Below are 23,651 nucleotides of genomic sequence, written 5' to 3' on the forward strand. Positions count from 1 at the left end.
CATTGTCGTGTGTACATCTATTTCATCGCTATTTTTGTTACTTCACAATCAGAACAGGAACATGTGCACGTTTTGCGACTTTATGTGTCACGTGTCCTAAGACGTGTTTAATTTCTATGCGAGAACGTTTGTTACTCATCACAACAACGTCATAGTCATTTTTCTCTAATTCATCTAAAATTTCTTTCGTTGCCGGACCTGTCGTAAAGACAATTTCGTAATTCAAATCTCTTTCTTCCAACTTTTGAATAAACGGTTTCATGTCTGCTTCTTTTTCTTTTGTTACTTCTTCAAAATGTTTGTTTTGATAACGTACATAATTGGCTAAATCATTTTCAGAAATTACATGATAAACCGTGATTTTCGCATCTTTACTATTATTCGTTAATTTAGCTAGTTGCTCAGGTACATTATTAAATGCGTTTCCGAAATCATAGGGTACTAGAATTTTATCATACATAAAATTTCACTTCTTTCTATGAAAAAGTTTAGTCATAATCTATTCATTATTAATATACCCTAAAAAGTTAATATATAACCAAATCTTTAAGTATAACGGCACTAAAAAACAGAGGACCTCTCAGCCCTCTGCTATTTGTTTCGTTTATAGATCAAGTGATTTAATAAATGACTTAATATCTTCTTTCATGTCTTCATCTTTTAATGCATATGCAATGGTTGTTTTCACAAAGCCCGTTTTCTCTCCGACATCAAAGCGCTGACCTTCAAAATCATACGCATAAACGTCATCATCATGGTTCAAACGTTCGATGGCATCTGTTAATTGGATTTCTCCGCCGCTGCCTTTATCTTGTGTAGACAGATAATCAAAGATTTCCGGTGTTAAAACATAACGGCCCATAATCGCAAGATTAGAAGGTGCTGTACCTGGTGCTGGTTTTTCCACAAATTTTTCGACTTCGTATAAACGTCCGTTTTGTTTTTCAGGTTTTACAATGCCATAACGGTGCGTATCTTTCTCTGGTACAGTTTGTACACCGATAACAGATTTACCTGTTTCATCATAGACATTCATTAATTGTTTGATGGCAGGAGTTTCTGATTCTACAATGTCATCTCCTAATAAGACCGCAAACGGTTCGTTGCCGATGAATTGGCGAGCAGTCCAAATCGCATGGCCTAAACCTTTTTGTTCACGCTGACGGACATAGAAGACATTCGCTAAGTGCGTTGAATGCTGCACCTTTTCTAACAAGTCCATCTTACCTTTTTCTCTCAGATTATTTTCAAGTTCTACTTGATTATCAAAGTGATCCTCAATGGCACGCTTATGTTTGCCTGTAACAATAATAATGTCTTCAATGCCGGCACGATAGGCTTCTTCTACAATGTATTGAATTGTCGGTTTATCAAGTATCGGCAACATTTCTTTCGGCATTGCTTTTGTCGCAGGTAAGAAACGTGTACCTAAACCTGCCGCTGGAATAACTGCTTTTTTAATCTTCGTCATGAAAAATCTCCTTTTTAAAAGGTGGTATTAAGCGCAACTGATTCTTTATGTATAAGTCACTTATCACCACTTATTAATGTCTTTAACTTATGTGTTATCAAGTTGTGATATTACCTCATTTGTTACGTTAACATCACTGCTAATATTAGGGTTTTAACCCTTAATAGTCAAATACAAACAAAAGTATCTGGTTATCTTTATGATAATCAGATACTTTTGATTCATTTTATTTAATTAGACGAAAGGGCGGGATGTCTGTATTACCTTCATCTTCCTTCGCCGATTTGCCGTTTTGTTCTTCATAGCGATGATTCGCAAGATCAATTAATTTTTGTTTATAGTCTTTACTATGAATGATTTCGTCCAAGATGCGGAGTACATCATCATTTTTCATTCTCTCTACTTTTCCGCGATAGATTTTTTCGTAGACTTGTTCAGGATGAATTTCATCTTCATCTAATAATTCTTCATATAGTTTTTCACCCGGTCTGAGACCGCTGAATTTAATTTCGATGTCGCCGTCTTTATAACCGCTTAAGCGAATCAAGTTCTTCGCAAGGTCGACAATCTTCACAGGTTCTCCCATATCCAATACGAAGACCTCACCGCCTTCTGCAATCGCGCCTGCTTGCAATACCAGACGTGCTGCTTCAGGAATAGTCATAAAGTAACGTGTAATTTCAGGGTGTGTCACTGTCACCGGACCGCCGGCTTCAATTTGTTTCTTGAACAATGGAATTACAGAACCGCGTGAACCTAATACGTTGCCGAAACGAACCGCCACAAAGTCTGTTTTACAGTCTGCTTCATTCATACTTTGTACAATCATTTCTGCGGCACGTTTAGATGCGCCCATTACGTTCGGCGGATTAACTGCCTTGTCTGTTGAAATCATTACGAATTTAGAAACGCGAGCATTACGTGCGGCTTCTGCCACATTTTTGGTACCGAGAACATTGTTCTTAATCGCTTCGCTTGGATTGTATTCCATCATCGGTACATGTTTATGTGCAGCTGCGTGATATACCACATACGGTTGATAATGCTCGATAATTTTAAACATTCTTGAACGGTCTTGAATATCCGCAATGACTGGCACAATATCGATTTGATCGCCGTATTGCTTTTGAAGTTCTTGGTGAATTAAGTAAATACTGTTTTCACCATGACCTAATAAAATGATACGTGCTGGTGCGAAGCGGCAGACTTGTCGGCAGATTTCTGAACCGATTGAACCGCCTGCGCCAGTAACCATAATCGTTTGATGTGTTAATTCTTTAGAAATCATTTCCATATCTAATTCAACCGGGTCGCGTCCTAACAAGTCTTCCACTTCTACTTTTTTCAGCTGGCTGACTTCTAATTTACCAGACATAACCTCTTCAATATTCGGCATTTTCAATACCGTTGCGCTTAAGTTTTCGCAAATATCATTGATTTCTCTTAGACGCTGCTGTGTTAAAGTCGGAATCGCAATAATGATTTTCTTAATGCGGTACTTGCGTACTAAATCCGGAATATCATCAATGACACCTTGTACTTTAACCCCTTCTGTAATCGTCAATTTTTGTTTCTTCGGATCATCATCAACTACAACAACAGGTTCTAATCCCATTGTCGGACGTTTCAACATTTGATTGATTAACATTGAACCGCCTTCGCCTGCACCGATGACTAAAGTATTTTGACGCTTCTTGCCTTTTGTCTTCAATGTTCTGCGGAATAAACGCCATGACAGTCTTGAACCGCCGATTAACAGCACATGCATCATCCAAGTGATGAAGTACAATCTTAAGAAAGGTCCTTCATGTGTAAAGAAAGGCACAATCAAGATTGTCATCGCCATGGAACATGTGACCGCTTTGACTATGACGATCATTTCATTGACACTGGCATATTCCCATGCACGGTGATAGAGATTGAACACACTGGCAAAGATATGATGCGAGAAGAGCAATACCAGCGAAGATAGGATAAGCAATGTTAAAGAATAACCGCGGAAATACGGTTCGAGAATTAAGTAACTTAAGAAGACAGAAAACGCGACAATGATGGAGTCAATCACAAGCAGTAACATCAGCCGCTGTTGTCTTGCTGAAATTTTTGACACTATATTTCACCTCAATTAATTGATCTCTGTCTGAACCAGGTGCCGAATATAAAGTATGTACGTTTGAACAGGAAAAGGTTGGGAATATCTGCCATCCCAACCCGCTGTTCCTCTTAAATGATTATTGATAAACTAGCTGATTACCTAGTTTCAAAGTCATCTTGTGTTAAATCTTCTCTTTTTGTTCGTCTGCGTTGATTTGTATGTTGTGTCTGTTGTTTGCTTGTATGTGATGCAGGGGTTTTTGTCTTTTTCAAAAATTCTCGGATTAATGCGACAATCACCGCAATAATGAAACCTGCGACGAATCCTACAACTGCATTCTTGCCGATACTAGATGAAATTTCTTTCACATCATCGCCTGACTTAGACAAAATATCAATGCCGCCATCTTGCGATAAATCCCCTACTTCTTGTTTAAAGACCTCTGCGGAAGCATCCGCAATTTTCTTAGCGTCTTTTTCACTTTCTGCTGTTGCGGTAAAGTTCAGCACTTGCGAGTTAGGCTGATTGTTGACTTCAACTTTTTCTTTGATAGATTTTGCGTCTTCATCGTTGCCTACTTCCTCTGCCACCTTACCTAATACACGCGGGCTTTTAGCGATATCAGTGTATGTAGCCACAATTTGTGAATCGGCTTGGAACTTCTCAGCCATTGTCAAATCACCTTTATCGCTCTTTTTAATGAGCACTTGTGATGTTGCTTCGAATTTAGGTTGTGCAACAAATGCCGTCAGCACCACACTTAATAAGAGCCCCACAATGGGTAAAATAATCAACCACTTTAAATTGCGTTTGATTATCTCCAATGTTTTTGAAAAATCAAAATTATTATTTTCTTCCATATTGCTTCGTTACCTCCGTAATGCGGAAAATTGAATGCTACATGTCAGAAGCGTTGCTGCTGCTTTGCTTTCACGACGAATCCGACCGCTTGTGATTCATTATAATAGAAAACATTCTAAATGCATTCATATTAATTGAATTGTTGCATAAGTTTTACACTTAATTTACATTCTTTAATCACAATTAATGACAATAGCAATTAAAATCACATCAAATTAAGAATAACGCAACGTCTGCTTCATATCCGCTTCACATTCAATATATAAATCTGCCTACATCTGCACATCTATTTGTGTTAATTATCTGAAATCAAATGTGCCAGCGTTCCCAGCAAAACAATCTTCGCATCAGAAAACATCATCGTAATATGGAAACATTCAAAATAAGATCTTTATCAGCACCTGCACATAACAGTCTAGACGGCTTTCATGTGCCAAATCTTTCTTAGATGACACCTATCCCAGCGTGACAGTGCAGTCCTGAATTCAATCTTTAAAAACATTAAGTCTCAATAAACTAAATTATAATATAGGATAAAGTAAAAAGGCAATAGCCTTAAAGTTACCAAAACATTAAATTTCAATGATTTCGGATGCAATCATTTGCTCAATCAAAAGGGTTGATACAAATATTCCAATGATTGTTCAAATAAAGTTCGAATTATTTTATCATTTTATATTGTGGCAACCTTGTAATTAGTGTAAAATATCATTGATAATAGTTATCAATTAGAAGTATTGGAAGAGGTGTTGATTATGATAGATGCGGCGAACGCAAAAACTGGTTTAACTTATAAGATTATCAATATGCAATTTGACAATACAAAGCTTGCGCACCGTTTAAGCGCACTTGGTTTTACTGTCGGAAGTAAGATTAAAGTACGTCAAAAATTCTTTATGAAAGGCCCATGCACATTAGAAATGGATGGACAATGTATCGGAATCAGACATTGCGATGCATGCAATATCACTTTGGAGCAAGCTGATGTCTAATACGTATTGTATTGTCGGCAATCCGAATGTCGGCAAGACCACACTCTTCAACGCATTAACCGGCTCTTATGAGTATGTAGGAAACTGGAGCGGTGTCACCGTTGAAAAGAAAGTCGGTCTATTAACAGATAAACAAGGCGATTTGGTCGATCTGCCTGGTATTTATGACTTGCTCCCTATTTCAAAGGATGAAACTGTCGTTACAGACTACTTGCTGCACGATGATTTCTCAAAAATCATCAACATCGTAGATGCTGTCCAATTAAAGCGCAACCTGCTTTTGACAACACAGCTTATGGAGTTTGGTGCTCCTTTGTTATTATGTCTGAATATGGGCGACGTTGCTGAAAAGCGCGGTATTATGATTGACCGCAATTTATTGATGCGCCGGTTGAAATTGCCGATATTACCGATTGTCGCAAGAAGCGGCCAAGGCATCGAAAGTATTTTGGAATTATTAAAAGAAGATACATTATCGACATCACAACCTCTGAAAATTCCTTATGAACATCACGTAGAACATGCACTTGCTGAAATTCAGCACTATTTAAAACAACATCTAGATCTCCCAGAAAAACGACATCGTTTCATCGCAGTACAATATCTGCTCGGCAACCCTGCGATTGAACAATTTATAAGTCCTCACAACATCGACGCTTTAAAAGCAATCAGAACACAGCTTGCACAACAATTAGACTTATCTATTGTAGACAGCATGCGCCGTTCAAGAACTGAATTTATCGATACCCTCATTGAAGATGTTATTTCGCATCCAGATAAAAAGAAACAATACCTTACTGATCGAATCGATAAAATTTTAACGAATAAATATGTCGGCATTCCGATTTTCCTTGTAATTATGTGGCTGATTTTCCAAGCGACATTCTCATGGATAGGCACGCCGTTATCCGATCAGCTCGACGCATTTATCGGTGGTACGTTTACCGATTGGATCAATCAAGGTATGAATGCTTTAGGACTTTATCCGTTCCTTCAAGCGTTAATTACAGATGGTATTATCGCCGGTGTAGGTGCAGTACTCGTCTTTGTACCGCAAATCTTGATTTTATTCTTCTTCATCTCTGTATTAGAAGATTCAGGTTACATGGCACGTATTGCATTAATCATGGATAAAATTATGGAAGGGTTAGGTTTGAATGGGAAATCGTTCATCCCGATGATTATCGGCTTCGGCTGTAATGTCCCGGGTGTTATGGCAACACGTTCGATTGAACAAGAGAAAGAACGCCTGACAACGATATTAATCACTCCGTTTATGTCATGTTCAGCACGTCTTCCGGTATATGCCCTCTTTGTCGGTGTATTCTTTAAGACGCACCAAGCATTGATTGTCTTAAGCCTTTATGTCATTGGTATTGTCGTTGCTTTAATCGTCAGCTTTGTGATGACGAAAACAATTTTGAAAAAAGAAAACTCAGTCTTTGTGATTGAATTGCCGCCGTATCGTCTGCCTTCTGCGAAAACATTATGGAGAAGTACTTGGGAAAAAGCAAAAGGCTTTGTGAAAAAAGCAGGTACATTTATCTTCGGCGGTTCTGTTGTCATTTGGCTGTTAAACTATGCAGGGCCAGGAGGTTTCGGTGTAGATGTGGATCAAAGCTTCTTGCATTTAATCGGTGCAGCGATTGCGCCACTATTAATTCCATTAGGCTTTAGTTCATGGCAGACCGGCGCTACATTAATCCCAGGCTTCTTAGCAAAAGAAGTTGTTGTAAGTGCTATGGCTATCATTTACGCAGTAGACAGCCAAGGTTTGACTAATATGATTGCCAGTCATTTCACACCTGCATCTGCTTATGCATTTATGTTGTTTATCTTATTGTACATTCCGTGTTTATCCACTGTTGCGGCCATTCGAAAAGAAACCGTCTCATGGAAATGGACAGCCATCGCAACGCTTTATCCGATTGCGATTGCCTACATTCTTGCATTCGTATTCTATCAAGCAAGCCAACTCTTTAGTTAAGGAGCAATCAATATGACATTATTAATCAATGGTATTATTCTACTACTCATTTTAGGCTATGCGGCATTTACAATTATCCGCTTCTTCAAGAAATCCAAACAAGGCAAATGCGCAGCTTGCGAAATCAATAAAGGCTGCGGACATTCCATGCCGAAAGCCATGAAAAAACATCAAAATAAAGCGTCATAATCCAACAGCACACGTCCCAGACTATGGACGTGTGCTATTTTTGTATCTTACTATCTTTTATTATAAGATAGTTGACAAAGAACAGAAAATAGACTATCTTACATTATAAGATAGTTAAACTTTCCTCTATCTTAACGAGGTGACATTATGACAATTTCAAATCAAATGATGAAAGGCTTATTGGATGGCGCTATTTTAGCTTTAATTGCACAAGGCGAAACTTACGGTTATGAAATACTCGAAAAGCTGAAAGAAAAAAATTTCCCTGAGATCAGCGACGGCAGTATTTATCCTGTCTTACTGCGTTTAAGCAAAAAAGCATACATCCAAAGCGAAACACGCAAATCTGACACCGGCGGTCCAAGACGAAAATACTACACGATTACACAAGAAGGACAAACAGAACTCGACAACTTCAGAAATAAATGGTTTGCGCTCAACCAAGGTATGAATAATCTATTAAGGAGTGACAAAGATGTTAAGTAAAGAAGCAGAATCATTCTTGATGAAACTGCGTATTACATTAATGGAACGCGGAAAAGATGACCAATCCATTAATGAAATCGAAGATGAACTCAGAGACCATTTAACTGAAGCAGAAGCACATGGACATAGTGTTGATGATGTGACGGGCGGTTCTGTCAAATCCTATATCAATAAAATTTCTAAAGAGGTCCCTCTTGATAAACAGTGGATACAATATAGTGCTTTACTCTTAGCTTTTGTACTTATCTTCCGTATACTGCCGCGTTTTTTTGAAGGACCTTTCAATTTTTCTTTAAGTACCATTATTTACGTCTTTATAACGTTAGGTGTACTGCTTTTGACTTGGATTGCATATAAATATTTCATGTCTAAATGGGGCATTGAATGGAAAATCATGCATAAGAAGCCGCCGAAATCTATAACATTTATTATTGTCTATATCGCAGTTGCATTATCAATCTTATTATTCGGAGCATCTATCACTGAAAAATATCCGATTCATGTATTTGCGACATTTTCTCCCACAACCAGCTTCTTTATCGGAATTGGGATTGTAATCATTTTCTTGATTATCGCAGCACTTATTAAATCTAAAGTTTTAGCTTTCTGCAGTATTTCGCTAGTCGCACCTTATGTTATAACAATACTCATATTCGGCCATAAGGATTCGGCCGGTGCGAATATGACAAAATTATCACTCATGTTATTAGGAATATTCCTTACAATACTTTATTTAAAAGCTTATAAGAGAAAGATGTCTCAAAAGTGATTGCAAAAAGAAAAGTCGATGTTATCTATATTCTATAGATAGCTTCGACTTTTTAATTATGCATAACTGTATTCATGTATTTTCTTCAAACGGTCGACTTCTACTGCACAGACATGCTGATGGGTTAAATCAACAAGTGAGAGTCGTTTGCCGTGTCCTGCACCGGTATCGATATCAATCGTATGTGCTTCGACATGAATACGATGTTTCTTAGCACCATATCGTCTTGTAGGTACATGGCCGTGTACGACGCATTTTCCTTTAATCTTGCGTGACAGTTTTGCATCAGATTCAAAGCCTGTCACTTCTGTGAGCTTTTGTTTGGATAAACATTTTTTGGGATTCACGCCGGCATGTACAAATAGATAATGATCAATCTTAGCCATACTGTCAAACTCTTTTAATACGGATTTCCATTTGCGTTTGCGTTTCTCTTTAGACTTCATCCAGCGGATATCATGATTCCCCAGCAAGACAATTGCGCCTTCATTATGTAACTTCTGCACCATTTTAAGTGTTCCTGCAGAATCCGGACCGTTATTTACATAGTCACCGAGTAATACCAATTGGTCTCGTTTAGGATTATAGTCTACATATTCAAGTAATTTAGCCAAGGCTTCTCCATGGCCATGAATGTCTGATGATACTAATAGTCTGCCCTTCATGATGACAGAGTGCCCCTCCTTTTTCGAACTTCCCTTTCAAGAATACTGCTTGTCTCTAGTATAACTAATATTTTGCAAATTGTTTCTTAATTTTTTGTAAAATTGATAGGTTTAGAAATTAATTGGCGGTTGTGAATTTAAATTCTTAAAATAGACATAGTGATCTGTCCATTCCCCATTTTCAAATAAGAATTGTTCACGTGTACATTCGTATTTAAAACCCGCTTTTTCTAATAAACCGATGGACGGCTCATTTCCGATATTAACATGTGCTTCAATACGATGGTATTTCAAACGGCGCTCCGCAATTTTCAACATCGCTGCTAATGCTTCATAACCATAGCCTTGTCTCCAAAATTGATTATGTATCGCATAACCGCATTCAGCCCACTGAAAATGTTGGCGCGACAAAGTCACAACATCTAAGTTGCCGATATGTACCCCATCTGACTTACGGAAAATACCAAAAATATAAATATCATCTGCTTTTAACAAGCGTTGATGTTTTTCTATCAGCTGCTTGTACCATTTTCTTGTACAAACAGACATATCCAACTTTCCTTCGTCATATGGATTTTGCGATACATCTCTGCCGCAAAACCCTTTCATCCACATGTCATAATCTTTTTCTTCCAGCGGTCGAATCATTAACCGCTCGGTCTCTTCAGACAAATATTCAAACTCCATACCTTCACTTCTTTCTATTTTTATCTGGCACTACCCTTTTATTATCTAAACGTTTCAAAAAGTGTTATATTATATGTGAATAATCTAACAACAACTCTTAAAGGGAGGGCTTTTTATGTCATTTAAAGAATATGTACAAGACGTTATCGAAACAGTCAAACACATGCGTTTCGGTTCTAAAAACGGTATTATCATGATTGTTTCAGCCATCGCATTAAGCGCAATCACAACACCTATTATCGGTCTGCCATTAGCAGCTTGGATCGGATACTACCTAGAAAAAAACGGCAAATAATATTAAGTGCGCTAAGCAATTGATCAGTGTTATTGCATACAGATGATAAACATATCCCCTGATATTTTTAGTATCAGAGGATATGTTTTTTATTTTTGCAGTTCTAATAATTCGCTGGTCATACGGCGTGTTGCTTGGTAGGCTTGTTGATAAATTTTAAAGTATGACTCATATGCCATATGACGTTTCAAATCAGGTTGGAAGGTTTTTGCATAATGAATAAAGGCTTTTGCACAATCTTTGAGTGTCGGATACCAGCCTAAACTATATGCGGCTAACATCGCAGCTCCCATGCTTGGTCCTTCTTCATGTTTAAGTTTATAGATTTCCGCATTAAAGATATCGGCTTGAAGCTGAAGCCAAAAATCATTTTTTGCACCGCCGCCTGTTGAGACAATCTTAGTCACATTTCTTCCGATACTGCGTAAATAGATCAGAGAATCATATAATGAATACGTAATACCTTCGACAACTGCACGGCCAAAATCCCCGCGAGTATGGCTGCTTGTAATACCGATAAAGCTGCCTCGGATGGAAGCATCGCCGTGCGGAGTACGTTCCCCGACTAAATAAGGTGTGAAAATTAAACCATGTGCACCGATATCAGATGCTTTTGCGTCCTCCATCAATGTATTAAAGTCATCATCAGGATAGAATTCGCGTTTGAACCAGCTTAAACTGTGGCCAGCACTAAGTGTCACACCCATTAAATAGTTTACATCGGGTACAGCATGATTCATTAAATGAATTTTATGGCCGTAACCCTCTGCCTCTCCGATCGGTTCGCAGATTAATAACACACCAGAAGTTCCGATACTGCAAATCGCATCATTCGGTCTGATGACACCCGAACCTAGTGCAGCACAAGCATTATCCGCACCCCCTGCAAATACTGGAATGTCTTCTGTGAGATTTAACTCTTTCTTCAATGCTTCTGTAAGGCTGCCTGCTTGATCATGTGATTGAAGCAAGTCTGGATAGATATGGTCAGGGATATCAAACGCAGCACCTAATGCTTTATCCCATTGTTTTGTTTGCGGATTCAATAACATTGTCGCTGCCGCATCTGAATATTCTGTATGTACTTCGCCTGTTAAACTATAGCGCAAATAGTCTTTCGGCAACATAAATGTATCAAGTTGCGACCATAATTCTGGTTCGTTTTGTTTTACCCATAGTAATTTTGTCAGCGTAAAACCTTCTACAACTGGATTACCTAATACTTGTTCGCCGTATCGAGCTTTAATTTGTTCGCATTGCGGTGTTGTACGTGTATCGTTCCATAGAATCGCTCTTCTTAATGGCTGTCCATCTTGATTAATCATCACAAGTCCATGCATTTGTCCTGAGAATGAAATACCTTTAATCTCATGCTTTGTGACTGCTTCTTGTTTAAGTAAATGTTTTAAACCTAAAACAGCTGCGTCATGCCATTCTGTCGGATCTTGTTCTGAATAACCTGGATACGGTTGATAAAGTTTAAGCGGTTCGCTTTGTGTGCCGATGACGTTGCCCGAGCGGTCAACTGCAATCAGTTTAATTGCGCTCGTGCCTAAGTCGATTCCTATTACCGCTTCATTTGTCATATACATCTTCCTTTCTCTGTGATAAACGATAGGTTTATTGTAATATCATGAAAAGAATTGTCTCTGTCTTAATTGATTATAGTATATCGCTTTTTCAACAATAAATATATTAAAGTTGTCATAAAATGTGATGTTAAACGTACAAGTGTACGATAAGAAATGACAACATTTGCGAAAAGAAGCCATTCAAAAAACACACGAGCAAAATCAGCCCGTGTGTTTTATACATTTCTATTATGAGTTCCATAATTCCGCTAAACCTTGGAATGATAAGAACCCTGTCACAATTGTTACGAGTACGGCAAGAACACCGAATAATAACATCCAAGTCGGATGTTTGTAGTCGCCGACAATTGATTTTTTCTTACTTGCGATTAAAATAACACCTAATGTAATTGGTAAGATTAAACCGTTTAATGCACCTGCGATGATTAATAGTTTAACTGGTTTACCGATTAATAAGAATGTAATTGTAGAAACTACAATGAAAATAATCACAATGATATTACTGCGTTTCATAAGTGTTTTGCTTAATGTTTTTAAGAACGTTGCACTTGTGTATGCTGAACCGATAACAGAAGATAAAGCGGCAGCAAATAATACGATACCGAAGATATTCTTACCGATTGGTCCAAGTGCATGTTCGAATACTGATGCTGGCGGGTTCTCAGGGTTTAATGCAACACCTGTTGCGACAACACCTAATACTGCTAAGAATAAAAGTCCGCGCATAACACCCGTTGTTAAAATACCAGCGATCGCTGAATGGTTAACGAAAGGCAGATAGTGTTTGCCTTTGATACCTGAGTCCAAGATTCTGTGGGCACCAGCGAATGTGATGTATCCGCCTACTGTACCCCCGATTAATGTGATAATCGGCAATACTAATGCGCCTGGTTGTTCAGGCAATACCATTTTCTCAGCTGCTTCTAAGTACGGCGGATTAGATGCCACCATTACATAAGCAGTAATACCAATCATCATTACCCCTAAGATCATTGTAACGAAGTCCATGATTTTTTGACCGCTCTTACTGATAAACACAGCAATCGCCAAGATTGCAGTGATTGCGGCACCCCATTTTACATCAATGCCGAAGATGGCGTTTAAACCTAAACCGGCACCAGCCACGTTACCAATGTTGAAGGCAAGGCCGCCTATCGCAACCAAGATGGAAATAAAGGTCCCTAATCCTGAAACCATCTTATTTGCGATTTCTTGTCCACGAAGACCTGTTACTACTAAAATACGCCAAATATTAATTTGCGCTCCGATATCAATAATGATTGATAACAAGATCGCAAAAGCGAAACTTGCAGCGAATTGCTGAGTGAAGACTGCAGTTTGTGTTAAGAACGCAGGTCCGATGGCTGATGTCGCCATTAAGAAGACTGACCCTAATAAGAGTCTTTTATGCTCCTTTGTGAACTCGAATTCCGACTTTCCTTGTTTGTTCTCTCCCATATGTTAACCCCCTAATTTCGTAATCGAAATACCTTCTTTCGTTAATCTTTCTCTGATTTTCGACACGAATTCCAATGCATGTGCCCCATCGCCATGCACGCAAATTGTATCTGCTTTCAATTCAATTTCTTTACCTGTTTTCGAAGTGACTTTGTTTTCTTTAACCATCTTAACTGCTTGTTCAATTGCTTCTTCTGTATCTGTTAAGACTGCGTCTGATTCTTTACGGCTGACTAATTGGCCGTCTTCTTCATAGCGTCTGTCCGCAAACACTTCATTGGCTGCTTTTAAGCCCACAGCTTCTGCTTCAGATACTAATAATGTATTAGATAAGCCGACTAAGATGAGTGATGGGTCCACGTCATATACCGCTTGTGCGATTGCGTGAGCAATATCTTTGTCACGCGCACCCATGTTGTATAAGGCACCATGTGGTTTCACATGATTGATTTTGACATCGTGTATACGGCAGAATGCGGATAATGCACCGATTTGATAAGCCACAAGTGTGTAAATCTCATCTGGCGATAAATCCATTTTGCGTCGGCCGAAGCCTTGCAAATCATTAAAGCCAGGGTGCGCACCAATGCCGACACCATGTTCTTTTGCCAGTTTAACTGTTTCATGCATCACATTTTCATCGCCTGCGTGAAAACCGCAAGCAATGTTTGCTGAAGTAATCAGCGGAATAATTTGATGGTCTCCGCCGAATGAATAATTACCGAATGCTTCGCCTAAATCACAATTTAAATCTACTTGCATTTTAAGAAGCCCCCTTAATAATATGATGACGATCTAAGAATTTGATATCGACATCTTTTGCATCTCCTTCTGCGTAAGCTGGATAAGATAATACCGCATATAAGAAGTCTGCAGTTGTTGTGAAACCGTCAATTACCATTTCATCTAATGTTGCTTTCAATTTGTTGATCGCATGTGTGCGGTCAGCACCTTTAACAATCACTTTTGCGACAAGCGAATCGTAATAAGGTGATACCACATAGCCAGGATATAACAATGAATCGACACGCACATTAAAACCTTGAGGCAAGTGCAGCCCTTTCACTTTGCCTGGTGAAGGTTGGAATTTGCGTTCTGGGTTTTCAGCGTTGATACGTGCTTCAATCACGTGACCTGTAAAGTGAATATCTTCTTGGCTGAACGGTAATGTGCCGCTCTTCCATAAGTCTAATTGTGCTTTTAACAAGTCGCGGTCTGCACGCATTTCAGTTACTGTATGCTCTACTTGTATACGTGCGTTCATTTCGATGAAGTAGTATGCATCATCTGTTACTAGGAATTCGATTGTCCCAGCACTGCGGTAATTTGAAGCTCTTGCGACTTTAACCGCATCTTCACAGATTTTAGTACGTTTTTCTTCAGTTAATGCTGCACATGGTGATTCTTCAATCAATTTTTGGTTTTTACGTTGTACTGAACAGTCACGTTCGCCTAAGTGAACGTAATTGTCTTTACCGTCGCCGATAACTTGTACCTCTACGTGCTTAGCAACCGGGATAAAGGCTTCCACATAAATACGATCGTCGCCGAAGTATTTTTCGCCTTCGCTTTGTGCCTCTTTGAAAGATTTCTCTAAATCTTTCGGGTCTTTTACGATACGGATACCTTTACCTCCGCCGCCGCTTGCGGCTTTAAGTACAACCGGATAACCGATATCTTTTGCGATTTCTTCAATCTCTTCTACAGAATGCACAGCACCGATAGAACCAGGAATAATTGGAACGTCTGCAGATTCAACTGTCTGACGTGCAGTGATTTTATCACCCATCATTTCCATCGTACGTTTTGTCGGACCGATAAAGTAAATATCATTCTCTTCTACTTTTTGCGCAAACTCAGAGCTTTCTGATAAGAATCCATAACCTGGATGGATGGCATTGGCCCCTGTAATTTCTGCTGCTGCGATGATACGAGGAATATTTAAATAGCTGTCTAACGGATTCGCTTCGCCAATACAGATGGCTTCGTCTGCAAGACTCACATGCAGACTTTTTTCGTCTCCTTTCGCATATACGGCTACAGTTTCCACTCCAGCTTCGCGGCATGCACGAATGATTCGTACTGCGATTTCACCTCTATTTGCAATTAAACAACGATACATGATAATTTCTCACCCCTTTACTTAACTTCAATTAATGTCTGGTCATATTCGACATTCGTGCCGTGATCTACTAAGATATCTGCCACTTCGCCGTCGACTTCGCTTGTCACTTCGTTCATTACTTTCATTGCTTCGATATAGCCGATAACATCGCCTTTTTGAATTTTGTCTCCGACTTTAACTAAAGGTTCTGTTAATTCTTTTGTATCTTGCAAGAAGAATGTACCTACCATCGGCGCATTGACAGTTTCGCCTGATGCTTGTTCAGCACCTTGAGGCTGTCCTGCTTGAGCTTCTGGTGCAGGGTTAGATGTCGCATGTGTTTGGATTTGTGTTGCCGGCTGTGCTTGTTGCGGCGCTGAGAAATCCAACTCGATTTCATGTGCTTCATCTTTATATTTGAATTTATTGACTTTGTTCTCTTTTACTAAGTTAATTAAATCTTTAATCTCTTCTAATTTCATGATTGATCCCCCTCTAATAATTCGCTGATACGTCTTGACGTTGTTCTCATTTCCCGAATGTCAAACAACGGTTCTTTATCTACTGCTTCTAAAGCAGCTTCAAAGCCTTCATTATAATCTGCTAAATGCTGAATTGCTTCTTCAACAGTTACCCATTCAAAATTCACTTTTTGACCGGGTTTCTTTTGTGCTAATACACTTAAATCAGATTGGCATACTGTCGCAATTTTTGTGTAACCGCCGACAGTCTGCTTATCATTCATTAATACAATCGGATTACCGTCATTTGGAACTTGTACACTGCCGAGTGCTACAGGTTCTGAAATAATATCCGCACTGTTTTTCGGCGGAATTGAAGGTCCTTTCAATCTGAAGCCCATACGGTCTGACTGTTCAGAAATCTCAAAGGGTTCTGAAACAAGCCCTTCATGGCTTTCGTCCGGAAAGCTTTCATATTGCGGTCCTTCTACTACTCTGATGGCATCTGTACCTTCGTGAATCAAGTCTAAGTCGCTGGCAAAGCCCACATGTTTACGATAGTCGTCATTATATTGAACAGGAACCATATCGCCTTTCTTCAATGCACGGCCATGGAAGCCGCCCATTTTTGTACGTGTATGTGTCGCATAGCTTCCAGCTACTTCAGGCACATCAATCGGATGACCGAAGAATAAATAACCGCGGGCACCTTTAATTGACGCATTTAAAGCCAGTACATCGCCTTTATAAACTTGTACTACTGTTTGATGCGGAAACGGATTGCCGTTAAGTGTTGCTTTAAACTCAGCCCCTGCAATCACAACTGTATTATCTTCTAAGAATTGAAGTGTCGGTCCGATAATTGTTGCTTCGATTGCTGGTCCGTTATTGCCGATTAATTGGCGGCCTAAGCGGTAACTGTATCTGTCTAATGCGCCTGCACTTGAGAAACCTTCTTTTTGATAGCCGTAACGTCCGATATCTTGGACTGTTGAAAATAGTCCAGGTTTTTCTATTCTAATGCTCATCTTGAATTGTCACCCATCTTTCTATGTCAAAATCAGGATCATTTTTCTGTTCAATAATTTCATCATACGTTTCTTGCGAAATCTGATAGAACTGAATATTGTCTCCTGCTTCGTAAAGTGTCATCGGTTCACGATCCAAGTCGAACACATCTAACGGTGTGCGGCCGATAATTTGCCATCCGCCTGGCGAATCTTTCGGATACAAGCCTGTTTGGTTTTTCGCAATTCCTACAGAGCCTGCATCGATACGAACTCTAGGTTCATCCCTTCTCGGTGTATACAGACGCTCATCTAATCCCCCGAGATATGGGAAACCAGGCATGAAACCTAGCATGTAAATTAAATAAGTCGGTGCTGTATGTAATTGAATCACTTCTTCTACCGACAGATTGTTGTGTTTGGCAACTTCTTCTAAATCTGGTCCGTATTTACCCCCATAAATTACCGGAATACGTACCACTTTAGAGCTTTCTGAAGTTTCGATATCACTGATGTCCAGTGTATCCAGCTTCAAATCTTCAATAAGCGATTTTGCATCCGTTTTACGGTCATCAAAATGAATCATAACCGCACGATAAGAAGGTACAATTTCATTAATCGCATCATGTGCTAAGCGCTCAAGATAAACGACCAATTGCTGTACTTTCTTAAACGTTTTCGGATCGATGCGCGATTCGAATCGAACCAAAATCGCTTGTTCGCTGATGATTTGGTAATTCATCACATAGCCTCCCCTTTGAATTTCGGTGACTGTAACCCATCTTAATGATGACGTCACCCCAATGTTTATTAAAGAAAGAAAGCACAATGCCTAGTACGTTCTTTCCTTTATTTATTAACTTGACCGCATCAACCGATACCTCTATCGATCATGCAGTCAATTTCATTCAATCCCGTTATCTCTTTGTGTTGTATTTCGTTTTTTTATTGTTGACTTTACCTATAGGCAAAATAATCAACAAATCCCATTATAACATCTCTGATACATGCAAATCGATTAAGAAGAATATTAAATTTATTTTAATTCTTAATTGATATTGAAATATTTCTAATTATTGTGTCATCTCACTAAAAGTGCAAAAGTATTCTGACAATTTTTCTGAAAGCCTTTCCATGCATATTGTTATAATATAATACATAATCCGCTAAAGTAAAAGTCTTTTTTTGAAATAGTTTCTCACTTTAAATTGAGTCCCATTTGGTAGTGCTTGATATAACAGGATTTGCGCTGTTTTCCTCTAGATAAAAAATTTATTATTTTTCTACCGAAAGTTAGATTAGCCAAGGAATCGGAAAATTTCTTTATCATACAATTTGAGCACTTTTATGCAGATGAAATGTGCAATATAAGCGACGATAAACGGTACTACAAAGAATGCGACAATAATTAATGCTAATTTCACAAAGATCAAATCTGTTTCTAAAAATCGGAACGCATTAATCGGACCGACTAAACCAATGATACCGAAACCTGCAGATTCTTTTGTACCGCCGATGCCGATAAAGCTTGCGACAATACCTGAAATAGCAGCAGTAAAGGTAATCGGAATCAACATCATAGGATAGCGTACCATGTTCGGAAGCATCATTTTCACGCCGCCTAATAAAATTGTAACCGGTACGCCAAGACGATTGACCTTCAATGTGCCAAAGACTAACACTGCTTCAGCTGCAGTAATACCGATAGATGCAGAACCAGCTGCTAAACCGCTGATACCGATGGCCATAGATGTCGCCACTGTCGAAATCGGAGAAATGATAATGATACTATAAGCAATTGCAATCAGCATACACATCAATATCGGCTGCATTTCTGTAAAAGTATTGATCATATTGCCGATACCTGTTGTAACTAATTGTACATACGGCAACGTCTGTAAGGCAATAAAGCCTGTAATGACAGCCACAAACGTTGGTAAGATGATTAAGTTCAAACTGCCGAAGCGTTCGCCGATCAAAAGAATCAAAAGTGATGCAATAGAAGCCGCAAGCATTGTATTGATTAAGTCTCCAATACCAGTAATTACCCAAGCACCCTCTTTAAACTGTACAGCGCCGCTCCCGATAAACGATGCTGAAGCTACAACCGCTATCCCTAACGGTGTAAAGTTGAATCGATGTGCAACCAAAGCACCTACAAGCATAGGTACAGCAAACTGAATAGCTGTCGTAATCTGCAAGAAAGTTTCCGCCACTTTAAAATGCGGTGCCAACGCTTTAAAAATCTCACCTAACACCGCATTAGGAATCAGCCCAGCAATAATCGCAAAGGCCACCCCATTTAAGACATTATATAAAAAAGTTTTCACAGTGACCTTTGTACCAGGTCGTGTCATATTGCTAGCTGTCATTTATTTTCCCCCTATCGATTAATTTGAATTAGAATTATTTCTTAATATTCTGATAATTCTAATATCTAATCAATATAAAGTCAATAACTATCGAAATTAAATATGTTACTAACTATCGATTAATAGTAGGAAGATACTAAATGTGTATAAACGAAAGCTGTAAAACTGAATTAATAGCAATTCTTTCTCAATAAAAAACAATGGCTGAAACATAGAATACGCTTCTGCCATTGTTTTGAGTTATCCTAAGAATTTGAATATATCTTTAGTATAGAGTTTGAATATTTTCATATAAACAAAGTGTGCGATATATGCAACAGTGAATGGTACGACAAAGAATGCGATAAATACTAAAAGCACTTTTAACCATACATCATCTATATGCAAGAATCTGAAAGCATTGATGGGTCCTACTAAACCGATGATTCCGAAGCCAGCAGACTCTTTAGTTCCGCCGACACCGATAAAGCTGCCGATAATACCTGAAATAGCAGCTGTTGTGACGATAGGTACCAACATAATCGGATAACGTACCATATTCGGAAGCATCATTTTCACACCGCCAAGTATAATCGTAGCAGGTACACCTAAGCGATTAACTTTCCACGTACCAAAGGCAAGTACGGCTTCTGCAGCGGTAATCCCTTCTGAAGCAGAACCTGCGGCTAAGCCGGCAATACCGATTGCCATAGATGTTGCGACGGTAGATATCGGAGAGATAATGATCATGCTATAAACAATCGCAATCAGCATACACATTAAAACTGGCTGCATCTCTGTAAAAGTATTGATCATTGTTCCGATCGCGGCCGTTACAAGTTTAACATAAGGCAATGTAACCAAAGTAACAAAGCCTGTAAATACGGCCACAAATGTCGGTAAAATAATTAAGTTCAAACTGCCGAAACGTTCACCGAAGAATAAAATCAATAATGACGCAATCGATGCGGCTAACATTGTGTTAACCAAGTCGCCAATACCGGTAATGACCCAAGCGCCGTTCTTAAATACTGCAGCCCCGCTGCCGATAAATGAAGAGGCAGAAACCACTGCGATACCAAGCGGACTGAATTTAAAACGATGTCCTACCAAAGCTCCGACAAGCATTGGAACTGAAAATTGAATTGCAGTTGTAATTTGATGCAAAACAACAGCGATTTTAAAATGCGGTGCTAATGCTTTTAATAGCTCTCCTAATATCGCATTCGGGATTAAACCAGCTACAATCGCAAAAGCGACCCCATTCAAAACATTAAATAGAAATAATTTAGGACTGACTTTCGTCCCTGGTCGTGTGAGTGTACTTTTCATGATGTCTGCTCCTTCAACATTTCAACTTATATTCCTTAAATGATTCGTTCAATTTCTGTTAATCAATAAATCTGAAGATTTCTTTATCATACAATTTCAACACTTTGCTATAAATAAAGTGTGCAATGATTGCTGTAATAAATGGTACAACAAAGAATGCAAGTGCAACTAAAACGGTTTTAATCATGAAGTTGCCGCTTCCTAAGAAACGAAAAGCATTAATCGGACCAACAAGACCAATAATACCGAAACCAGCAGATTCTTTCGTACCGCCGATACCAATCAAACTCGCCACAAATCCGGTAACTGCGGCAGTTGTTGTAATCGGTAAGAAAATAATAGGATGACGCACTAAGTTAGGAAGCATCATTTTTACACCGCCCAAGAAGATAGTCATCGGAACACCTAAGCGGTTGACTCCTAAAGTCCCTACAGTCAAAACTGCTTCTACTGCAGCGATACCGATTGAAGCAGAACCTGCAGCTAAACCTTCTATACCGATTGCCATCGATAATGCGGCGGTGGAAATCGGCGAAATAACGATAGATGCATAAACTAATGAAATTAATATACACATCGGAATCGGTTGTAATTCTGTGAAACTGTTAACCATATGACCAATCGCAGAAGTCACTAATTTAACATAAGGCAAAGTGTGCAAAGCGATATAACCGGTTAATACTGCCACAAATGTCGGCAAGATAATCAAGTTCAAACTGCCAAAGCGTTCACCGATAAATAAAATCATTAATGAAGCAAGTGCAGCCGCAAACATTGTATTAATCAAATCACCGATACCGGTAATAACCCAAGTATGTCCTTTTAAGACAACTGCGCCGCTCCCCATAAAAGAAGCCGCTGAAACGACTGCTATACCTAGAGGTGTAAATTTGAATCGATACGCAACTAACGCACCGATTAAACAGGGAACCGCAAATTGAATGGCTGTTGTAACATGCAATAATTGAGTAAAGACAGGATGAAAAGGCACTAAGGCTTTTAAAATTTCACCTAAAATTGCATTAGGGATCAATCCGGCTACAATTCCGATTGCTACCCCATTAAGAAGATTAAAAAGAAAGTATTTAGGACCGATTTTAGTCCCAGGTCGTGTAGGTGCTGTTTGTTCCATAAAAATTCTCCTCTCGTGATGCAAAAAGACGTTGATGTTTTTGTAATTTTCAGAATAATTGTAGTGCTTATTGTTGTATAAGTCAATGGTGCAAAATAAAATAAGAGAAGCATTTTACAAATTCAGCTCCTCTTATATCTTCTATACATTATTATCATCATATCGATACGTTTAATACACATCTTAAAATCATTCAATACACAGTATGCTTTAATAATTATTCTTTATTATTTTTAGTGCGTGCAGAGAACGTTAAACCTGCACCTGCAATAGCTACTAATAAACCGACACTTGCCCAAACTAAATTCTGATTTGCTTCGCCAGAATCCGGCAGCTGTTGCGCTGATGCTTGAGCATTCGCTTCATTACCGCTTACTTCTCTCGCTTTCGAAACAAGCTCAGCGACTTTTTCATTATATTCCGCTTGTTCAAGTTGGCCAGAATCTTTCATTTTAGTTAACTCGAGTAATTGAGATTGATAAGGTTCATCTAACTGCAGATTTTCAAAACCGATATTTGCCCATCCATCGCCATCTGGATCAGTTGAATCCGGCAACTCTTCACCTGTCACCGCCTTTGCCGCATAAGCTTCTGCACCATCTGCCACATCTTCAATACCGCTGAAGATTAATGCACTTGCTACTAATGCCGTACCGATCATACTCAATCTTTTCATGATAAGCCTCCTACCCTTAAAATAATGATAATGACACACTTCTAAAGTAACCGATACAACCTGCAGAATAAACCTGTTTTACAGTATCTATACAAACTTGATAAGACATTAAAAAAACAGTCGAAGCTGCCAACAAACAATATAATACTGACTACCTAAAGTTGCAGTGTACTAAAACATGGATTACTATTTTCTATCATTGCTTGTGAATCACTCATACCTAAAATTGCAGTGTACTAAAACATTTTATCAAGCACAGTACGTTCGATTTTCGAATCACTCATACCTAAAATTGCAGTGTACTAAAACATTGTCCAATGACTAAAAAGAATGATATTGAATCACTCATACCTAAAATTGCAGTGTACTAAAACTGTATTCCGCTGAATTTCCACACAAAATAAGAATCACTCATACCTAAAATTGCAGTGTACTAAAACCACCGCTTAAATTCATAATTTCGCCGCCGTGAATCACTCATACCTAAAATTGCAGTGTACTAAAACAAATGCTTTGTATATTAAGTTCAAACCTAAGAATCACTCATACCTAAAATTGCAGTGTACTAAAACTTCTATTCGGTAATAACTCACATAACTCTGAATCACTCATACCTAAAATTGCAGTGTACTAAAACTAAAACATCAAGAAATTATTAAAGTATTTGGAATCACTCATACCTAAAATTGCAGTGTACTAAAACTAATTGTTCTTCACGCTTCATCTCATCAGTGAATCACTCATACCTAAAATTGCAGTGTACTAAAACTTTCTTCTCTGATTAATCGGCTTGTATATGAATCACTCATACCTAAAATTGCAGTGTACTAAAACATGCGTTACAATCCACTACCGATTTAATAAGAATCACTCATACCTAAAATTGCAGTGTACTAAAACATGATCAATAAGCTGTTCCAGTTCCTCGGTTGAATCACTCATACCTAAAATTGCAGTGTACTAAAACCAGCTACCTTGTAATAATCTTCATCTTCAAGAATCACTCATACCTAAAATTGCAGTGTACTAAAACGCGGGTCT

General features: G+C 38.6%; 23 protein-coding genes and 1 CRISPR repeat array. Of the genes, 6 read left to right on the top strand and 17 right to left on the bottom strand.

The features are described 5' to 3' along the window. Positions 1–37: 37 nt before the first annotated feature. The 4 genes from C7N65_RS11855 to C7N65_RS11870 form a co-directional block, all read right to left on the bottom strand. Positions 38–460 carry a universal stress protein gene (locus tag C7N65_RS11855; protein ID WP_105994649.1) on the bottom strand — a complete coding sequence of 141 codons (423 nt, stop codon included), beginning with the start codon at positions 458–460 and terminating at the stop codon, positions 38–40. 144 nt (positions 461–604) lie between these two features. Next, positions 605–1,471 carry a UTP--glucose-1-phosphate uridylyltransferase GalU gene (galU, locus tag C7N65_RS11860; RefSeq protein WP_105994650.1) on the bottom strand — a complete coding sequence of 289 codons (867 nt, stop codon included), beginning with the start codon at positions 1,469–1,471 and terminating at the stop codon, positions 605–607. Between the two features lie 226 nt (positions 1,472–1,697). Continuing rightward, positions 1,698–3,581: a polysaccharide biosynthesis protein gene (locus C7N65_RS11865; RefSeq protein WP_105994651.1), complete on the bottom strand. Its 1,884-nt coding sequence runs from the start codon at positions 3,579–3,581 to the stop codon at positions 1,698–1,700. Positions 3,582–3,721: 140 nt separating this feature from the next. Then, positions 3,722–4,426: a YveK family protein gene (locus tag C7N65_RS11870; protein ID WP_105994652.1), complete on the bottom strand. Its 705-nt coding sequence runs from the start codon at positions 4,424–4,426 to the stop codon at positions 3,722–3,724. A gap of 756 nt (positions 4,427–5,182) precedes the next feature. On the opposite strand from C7N65_RS11870, the gene C7N65_RS11875 reads away from it, so the two are divergent. From C7N65_RS11875 to C7N65_RS11895, 5 genes are all read left to right on the top strand, one after another. Further along, a complete protein-coding gene (locus tag C7N65_RS11875) occupies positions 5,183–5,419 on the top strand; it encodes a FeoA family protein (RefSeq protein ID WP_105994653.1) in 237 nt (78 codons plus the stop codon). After that, positions 5,412–7,406, top strand: a complete 1,995-nt coding sequence (feoB, locus tag C7N65_RS11880) for a ferrous iron transport protein B (protein WP_105994654.1) — start codon at positions 5,412–5,414, stop codon at positions 7,404–7,406. Before C7N65_RS11875 ends, feoB begins: the two co-directional genes overlap by 8 nt. 12 nt (positions 7,407–7,418) lie before the next feature. After that, on the top strand, positions 7,419–7,595 hold the full coding sequence (locus C7N65_RS11885; protein ID WP_105994655.1) for a FeoB-associated Cys-rich membrane protein: 177 nt from the start codon (positions 7,419–7,421) through the stop codon (positions 7,593–7,595). A 147-nt stretch (positions 7,596–7,742) separates the two neighbouring features. Beyond that, positions 7,743–8,081 carry a PadR family transcriptional regulator gene (locus C7N65_RS11890; protein ID WP_105994656.1) on the top strand — a complete coding sequence of 113 codons (339 nt, stop codon included), beginning with the start codon at positions 7,743–7,745 and terminating at the stop codon, positions 8,079–8,081. Continuing rightward, entirely contained in the window at positions 8,071–8,850 is a 780-nt protein-coding gene (locus tag C7N65_RS11895) for a hypothetical protein (protein ID WP_105994657.1), read from the top strand. The genes C7N65_RS11890 and C7N65_RS11895 overlap by 11 nt, the downstream gene beginning before the upstream one ends. A 56-nt stretch (positions 8,851–8,906) precedes the next feature. Here the strand turns inward: C7N65_RS11895 and C7N65_RS11900 are convergent, their stop codons facing one another. Together C7N65_RS11900 and C7N65_RS11905 are read right to left on the bottom strand one after the other, a co-directional pair. After that, positions 8,907–9,515, bottom strand: coding sequence for a metallophosphoesterase (locus tag C7N65_RS11900; RefSeq protein ID WP_105994658.1), 609 nt, complete (start codon positions 9,513–9,515; stop codon positions 8,907–8,909). A gap of 111 nt (positions 9,516–9,626) precedes the next feature. After that, the gene (locus C7N65_RS11905; protein WP_105994659.1) at positions 9,627–10,202 is read right to left on the bottom strand and encodes a GNAT family N-acetyltransferase; all 576 of its coding nucleotides are present in this window, start codon (positions 10,200–10,202) and stop codon (positions 9,627–9,629) included. A gap of 115 nt (positions 10,203–10,317) precedes the next feature. Between C7N65_RS11905 and C7N65_RS11910 the strand changes: the two genes are divergently transcribed. After that, positions 10,318–10,497 carry a VraH family peptide resistance protein gene (locus C7N65_RS11910; RefSeq protein ID WP_105994660.1) on the top strand — a complete coding sequence of 60 codons (180 nt, stop codon included), beginning with the start codon at positions 10,318–10,320 and terminating at the stop codon, positions 10,495–10,497. Between the two features lie 89 nt (positions 10,498–10,586). On the opposite strand, the gene xylB is transcribed toward C7N65_RS11910, so the two are convergent. The 11 genes from xylB to C7N65_RS11965 all read right to left on the bottom strand — a co-directional run bounded on the left by xylB (position 10,587) and on the right by C7N65_RS11965 (position 22,610). Then, complete coding sequence (gene xylB, locus C7N65_RS11915) at positions 10,587–12,083, bottom strand: xylulokinase (protein ID WP_105994661.1); 1,497 nt, start codon at positions 12,081–12,083, stop codon at positions 10,587–10,589. A 234-nt stretch (positions 12,084–12,317) separates the two neighbouring features. Beyond that, positions 12,318–13,547: an NRAMP family divalent metal transporter gene (locus tag C7N65_RS11920; protein ID WP_105994662.1), complete on the bottom strand. Its 1,230-nt coding sequence runs from the start codon at positions 13,545–13,547 to the stop codon at positions 12,318–12,320. A 3-nt stretch (positions 13,548–13,550) separates the two neighbouring features. Next, positions 13,551–14,309 carry a 5-oxoprolinase subunit PxpA gene (gene pxpA / locus C7N65_RS11925; RefSeq protein WP_105994663.1) on the bottom strand — a complete coding sequence of 253 codons (759 nt, stop codon included), beginning with the start codon at positions 14,307–14,309 and terminating at the stop codon, positions 13,551–13,553. Position 14,310: 1 nt separating this feature from the next. Further along, a complete protein-coding gene (locus tag C7N65_RS11930; protein WP_105994664.1) occupies positions 14,311–15,669 on the bottom strand; it encodes an acetyl/propionyl/methylcrotonyl-CoA carboxylase subunit alpha in 1,359 nt (452 codons plus the stop codon). Positions 15,670–15,686: 17 nt separating this feature from the next. Beyond that, the gene (gene accB, locus C7N65_RS11935) at positions 15,687–16,133 is read right to left on the bottom strand and encodes an acetyl-CoA carboxylase biotin carboxyl carrier protein (protein WP_105994665.1); all 447 of its coding nucleotides are present in this window, start codon (positions 16,131–16,133) and stop codon (positions 15,687–15,689) included. Then, on the bottom strand, positions 16,130–17,140 hold the full coding sequence (locus C7N65_RS11940; RefSeq protein WP_105994666.1) for a biotin-dependent carboxyltransferase family protein: 1,011 nt from the start codon (positions 17,138–17,140) through the stop codon (positions 16,130–16,132). Before C7N65_RS11940 ends, accB begins: the two co-directional genes overlap by 4 nt. Then, positions 17,130–17,861, bottom strand: coding sequence for a 5-oxoprolinase subunit PxpB (gene pxpB, locus C7N65_RS11945; protein WP_105994667.1), 732 nt, complete (start codon positions 17,859–17,861; stop codon positions 17,130–17,132). The genes C7N65_RS11940 and pxpB overlap by 11 nt, the downstream gene beginning before the upstream one ends. 556 nt (positions 17,862–18,417) lie before the next feature. Then, complete coding sequence (locus C7N65_RS11950) at positions 18,418–19,491, bottom strand: PTS transporter subunit IIC (RefSeq protein WP_105994668.1); 1,074 nt, start codon at positions 19,489–19,491, stop codon at positions 18,418–18,420. 240 nt (positions 19,492–19,731) lie between these two features. Next, complete coding sequence (locus tag C7N65_RS11955) at positions 19,732–20,802, bottom strand: PTS transporter subunit IIC (protein ID WP_105994669.1); 1,071 nt, start codon at positions 20,800–20,802, stop codon at positions 19,732–19,734. A gap of 58 nt (positions 20,803–20,860) precedes the next feature. Further along, entirely contained in the window at positions 20,861–21,934 is a 1,074-nt protein-coding gene (locus tag C7N65_RS11960) for a PTS transporter subunit IIC (RefSeq protein ID WP_105994670.1), read from the bottom strand. Between the two features lie 217 nt (positions 21,935–22,151). Then, the gene (locus C7N65_RS11965) at positions 22,152–22,610 is read right to left on the bottom strand and encodes an LPXTG cell wall anchor domain-containing protein (RefSeq protein WP_105994671.1); all 459 of its coding nucleotides are present in this window, start codon (positions 22,608–22,610) and stop codon (positions 22,152–22,154) included. Positions 22,611–22,817: 207 nt separating this feature from the next. Next, positions 22,818–23,643: direct repeats of the CRISPR family, unit length 36 nt; unit sequence GAATCACTCATACCTAAAATTGCAGTGTACTAAAAC. Positions 23,644–23,651 lie beyond the last annotated feature (8 nt).

Source organism: Staphylococcus simulans (assembly GCF_002994445.1).
Lineage (GTDB): Bacteria > Bacillota > Bacilli > Staphylococcales > Staphylococcaceae > Staphylococcus > Staphylococcus simulans_B.

Excerpts from the sequence above, each read along its gene's own strand:
- C7N65_RS11855 (WP_105994649.1), bottom strand. The coding sequence starts at position 460 with ATGTATGATAAAATTCTAGTACCCTATGATTTCGGAAACGCATTTAAT.
- galU (WP_105994650.1), bottom strand. The coding sequence starts at position 1,471 with ATGACGAAGATTAAAAAAGCAGTTATTCCAGCGGCAGGTTTAGGTACA.
- C7N65_RS11870 (WP_105994652.1), bottom strand. The coding sequence starts at position 4,426 with ATGGAAGAAAATAATAATTTTGATTTTTCAAAAACATTGGAGATAATC.
- C7N65_RS11875 (WP_105994653.1), top strand. The coding sequence starts at position 5,183 with ATGATAGATGCGGCGAACGCAAAAACTGGTTTAACTTATAAGATTATC.
- feoB (WP_105994654.1), top strand. The coding sequence starts at position 5,412 with ATGTCTAATACGTATTGTATTGTCGGCAATCCGAATGTCGGCAAGACC.
- C7N65_RS11885 (WP_105994655.1), top strand. The coding sequence starts at position 7,419 with ATGACATTATTAATCAATGGTATTATTCTACTACTCATTTTAGGCTAT.
- C7N65_RS11890 (WP_105994656.1), top strand. The coding sequence starts at position 7,743 with ATGACAATTTCAAATCAAATGATGAAAGGCTTATTGGATGGCGCTATT.
- C7N65_RS11895 (WP_105994657.1), top strand. The coding sequence starts at position 8,071 with ATGTTAAGTAAAGAAGCAGAATCATTCTTGATGAAACTGCGTATTACA.
- C7N65_RS11900 (WP_105994658.1), bottom strand. The coding sequence starts at position 9,515 with ATGAAGGGCAGACTATTAGTATCATCAGACATTCATGGCCATGGAGAA.
- C7N65_RS11905 (WP_105994659.1), bottom strand. The coding sequence starts at position 10,202 with ATGGAGTTTGAATATTTGTCTGAAGAGACCGAGCGGTTAATGATTCGA.
- C7N65_RS11910 (WP_105994660.1), top strand. The coding sequence starts at position 10,318 with ATGTCATTTAAAGAATATGTACAAGACGTTATCGAAACAGTCAAACAC.
- xylB (WP_105994661.1), bottom strand. The coding sequence starts at position 12,083 with ATGACAAATGAAGCGGTAATAGGAATCGACTTAGGCACGAGCGCAATT.
- C7N65_RS11920 (WP_105994662.1), bottom strand. The coding sequence starts at position 13,547 with ATGGGAGAGAACAAACAAGGAAAGTCGGAATTCGAGTTCACAAAGGAG.
- pxpA (WP_105994663.1), bottom strand. The coding sequence starts at position 14,309 with ATGCAAGTAGATTTAAATTGTGATTTAGGCGAAGCATTCGGTAATTAT.
- C7N65_RS11930 (WP_105994664.1), bottom strand. The coding sequence starts at position 15,669 with ATGTATCGTTGTTTAATTGCAAATAGAGGTGAAATCGCAGTACGAATC.
- accB (WP_105994665.1), bottom strand. The coding sequence starts at position 16,133 with ATGAAATTAGAAGAGATTAAAGATTTAATTAACTTAGTAAAAGAGAAC.
- C7N65_RS11940 (WP_105994666.1), bottom strand. The coding sequence starts at position 17,140 with ATGAGCATTAGAATAGAAAAACCTGGACTATTTTCAACAGTCCAAGAT.
- pxpB (WP_105994667.1), bottom strand. The coding sequence starts at position 17,861 with ATGAATTACCAAATCATCAGCGAACAAGCGATTTTGGTTCGATTCGAA.
- C7N65_RS11950 (WP_105994668.1), bottom strand. The coding sequence starts at position 19,491 with ATGACAGCTAGCAATATGACACGACCTGGTACAAAGGTCACTGTGAAA.
- C7N65_RS11955 (WP_105994669.1), bottom strand. The coding sequence starts at position 20,802 with ATGAAAAGTACACTCACACGACCAGGGACGAAAGTCAGTCCTAAATTA.
- C7N65_RS11960 (WP_105994670.1), bottom strand. The coding sequence starts at position 21,934 with ATGGAACAAACAGCACCTACACGACCTGGGACTAAAATCGGTCCTAAA.
- C7N65_RS11965 (WP_105994671.1), bottom strand. The coding sequence starts at position 22,610 with ATGAAAAGATTGAGTATGATCGGTACGGCATTAGTAGCAAGTGCATTA.